Here is a 2,839-nt window from a genome sequence, read left to right as displayed (position 1 = left end):
TGCAGATACTCTGAACGACGGAAGATACGTCGCGCTTCACGCCAACTGCCATCAATAAAGATCAGCAATAGTGTTTTGTTTGGGTCACGCATTTGTGGCAGGTTTTGAACCACGCGCGATTTGTCATCTGTATAGTCTTCGGGGAACACTACGACAGGTTGATAGTTGTCATCTTTTAAGACATCCAACATTTCCTGATTGGGCTCTGTGCGATGCCATAGGTAAGCGTAACTGTCTTTTACTGTATCGAGAATCAATCGACCTGTATTACTTGGTTTCAATATTTCGTTATCTGACAAGATCAACATGGTCGCGACGTTCGTATTTACGTCTGGTTGATGTTCACAGATACAGCTGTCTTGTTTGATTTTACAGAACTCACATCGCACTACTTTACACCCGCGCGCATTAAACGGCTTAGTAGCAATGGATAAACGGTGTTGATATAAACGGTGAAAAGCGTGGATTCTCATGGACAATAACGATAGATCTAGAAAAGTGGCACGATTGTACTTACAGTGACCCTAGAATGATAGAAGGAATTCCCATGCAAGACCCATCCCTGCTTCGCCTTGTTTGTTTTATTGTCGTTTTTGGATCATGTGCGCTTTGGGAGTACCGCTTTCCACGTAAAACGCTGACTCAGAGTAAATGGTTTCGTTGGGGAAACAACTTTGCGTTGGTTGCTTTAAACAGTTTTCTATTAGCCACTCTAATTCCAATCGCAGCATTTCAAGCGGCGGTTATCGCACAAGAAAGCCAATGGGGTCTGTTCAATACCCTGTCACTTCCTAAAGAACTCAGCATCCTCATCTGTGTTTTACTGTTAGATTGCGCTATTTACCTGCAGCACTTGGTGTTTCACCGTGTTTCATGGCTATGGAAGTTGCACCGAGTTCATCATGCAGATCTAGATATTGATGTCACAACCGGAACTCGTTTTCATCCAATTGAGATGATTCTTTCAATGCTGATTAAAGTGAGTTTAGTGATCGCGCTTGGTGTACCTGTCATCGCTGTTGTCATCTTTGAAATTGTTCTTAACGCCAGCGCGATGTTTAACCACAGCAATGCGCATCTGCCACTGTGGATTGATAAGCGATTGAGAAAAGTGATTGTGACACCAGACATGCACCGAGTTCATCACTCGGTCATTGTTAAGGAAACGCACTCAAACTTTGGTTTTTTCTTATCGGTGTGGGACATTTGGTTCAAAACCTATCGCGCTCAACCTAAGCTTGGCCATGATAACGTTCAGATTGGCGTTCCAGAGATTCAAGATGGTAAAGAGCAACGGTTAGACTTAATGCTACGTCAGCCATTTGCACGATTCCCGACAACGAAAGACTAGGTTCGAATTCAGTTGAGTCTCAGTTTATATTGAGATCAAACCTATCTTAATAACAAACCTGTCTCTATAACAAACCCGTCTCCATAACAAACCAAGCTTAATACCAAAGCAAAACGCCCTTAGATTCTTATGAAAACTTAAGGGCGTTTCTGTATCAATCGGAATTTAAGCGTAGCTAGTGCTTCAACTATTATGCTGCCAGGCTTAACTCAGCAAGCTCGTTTATTTGAGGACGCTTGTTTATTTCAGTACGTACTTATGAAGCATAGCTTGTTGGTGTCCTGCTATCTCTCCGACTTGCTCTGAACTCTCGATCATGGATTCAAGCTGTAACTTAGTATTCTCGCCTTGTTCAGAAACACGAGTGATCGAATGTGTCACATCCACCGTTGCGCGTGCCTGTTGCTCAGTCGCCACCATGATTTGTTCAACACGTCCTTTAATCTGGCTAACCGCGAATTCGATTTTCTCGAAGGCCTGCTTTACATCGCCACTGGTTTCCAGTGCATTCGCCATTTCGCTTCTCGACTCTGTTACAGACGCCCGTGAGCGATCAGCGGCTGCCACCAATTCATTCATCATATTTCGAATATTAGTGGTTTGCTGGGAAGTATCGCTGGCTAGTTTTCTTACTTCATCGGCGACCACTGCAAAGCCTCGGCCTTGATCTCCTGCTCGAGCTGCTTCTATTGCTGCATTCAATGCGAGTAAGTTAGTGTTGTCAGCAATGCCGCTGATCATGTCGACCATTTCGCGAATCTGTTTAACACGTCCGTCTAAGTCGGCCATCGATTCTTCATTCATGCTTAAAGAGTGTTCTAGTGCATGCAGTCGCTGCTGGTTAAGTCCAACAACTTGACTCCCTGTCACTGACTCATTTTCAGCAAGCTGGGCGTCATCATTTGAGGCGTTAGAAATACGTGCAATTTCACCAATAGATGCTTCAAGCTCTGTAATGGTGGTAATCATGTTCTGAAGTGATTCATTTTGCTCGTGTAAGCTTGAGTTAGTTTGCTCTGCGGCATCGTGACTGACTTCCGCTGTTTGATAAAGCGTTTCACAGTTTCGTGTTACCAAGCGCACCGAATCAGCGGTTGAATCGACAACAGAATTAAGTTTTGATGCGATAACTTGCAATTCCAATGGGCCAACTAATTGACTCTGTTTTGAAAAATCGTGTTCCGCGAGTAAGCTCATTTGTTGAGTAATGTTCCTGAGTCCTTTGTTCACCCAGTGACGCAATACGAACCATGAAATAGAAATGATGGCCGTTATCACTAATCCGCTAATAAATAGTACTTTGTCTATCGTCGCAATTGTCTGATTGACCACAAACTCGCTTTCATCAATTAAAATGGAAGCGGTGTTCGATAGTTGATTTAAGGTCCCTATCACGGTGTTAGCCAGATAGATGACTTTTGCTAAGTCGGCTTCTTGTTGCTCAACAAGTTCTAGCTTTTGCAGGATTTGTCTTAATACACCGTGATC

3 protein-coding genes are annotated in these 2,839 nt (G+C 43.5%); 1 reads left to right on the top strand and 2 read right to left on the bottom strand.

Going from position 1 to position 2,839, the window contains the following annotated elements; genetic code table 11:
- Nucleotides 1-479 (bottom strand): tRNA-uridine aminocarboxypropyltransferase (locus AB4496_RS11455; protein ID WP_372131000.1); only part of this gene is annotated, 479 nt, incomplete at its 3' end.
- A 68-nt stretch (nucleotides 480-547) separates the two neighbouring features.
- On the opposite strand from AB4496_RS11455, the gene AB4496_RS11450 reads away from it, so the two are divergent.
- The gene (locus AB4496_RS11450; RefSeq protein WP_009846749.1) at nucleotides 548-1,351 is read left to right on the top strand and encodes a sterol desaturase family protein; all 804 of its coding nucleotides are present in this window, start codon (nucleotides 548-550) and stop codon (nucleotides 1,349-1,351) included.
- A gap of 240 nt (nucleotides 1,352-1,591) precedes the next feature.
- Here the strand turns inward: AB4496_RS11450 and AB4496_RS11445 are convergent.
- A partial coding sequence (locus AB4496_RS11445; protein ID WP_372130999.1) for a methyl-accepting chemotaxis protein occupies nucleotides 1,592-2,839 on the bottom strand: 1,248 nt, incomplete at its 5' end.

It is taken from the genome of Vibrio sp. 10N.222.46.A1 (assembly GCF_041473595.1).
In the GTDB taxonomy this organism is placed as follows: domain Bacteria; phylum Pseudomonadota; class Gammaproteobacteria; order Enterobacterales; family Vibrionaceae; genus Vibrio; species Vibrio tasmaniensis_A.
This window is presented reverse-complemented; position numbering and strand designations above follow the sequence as displayed.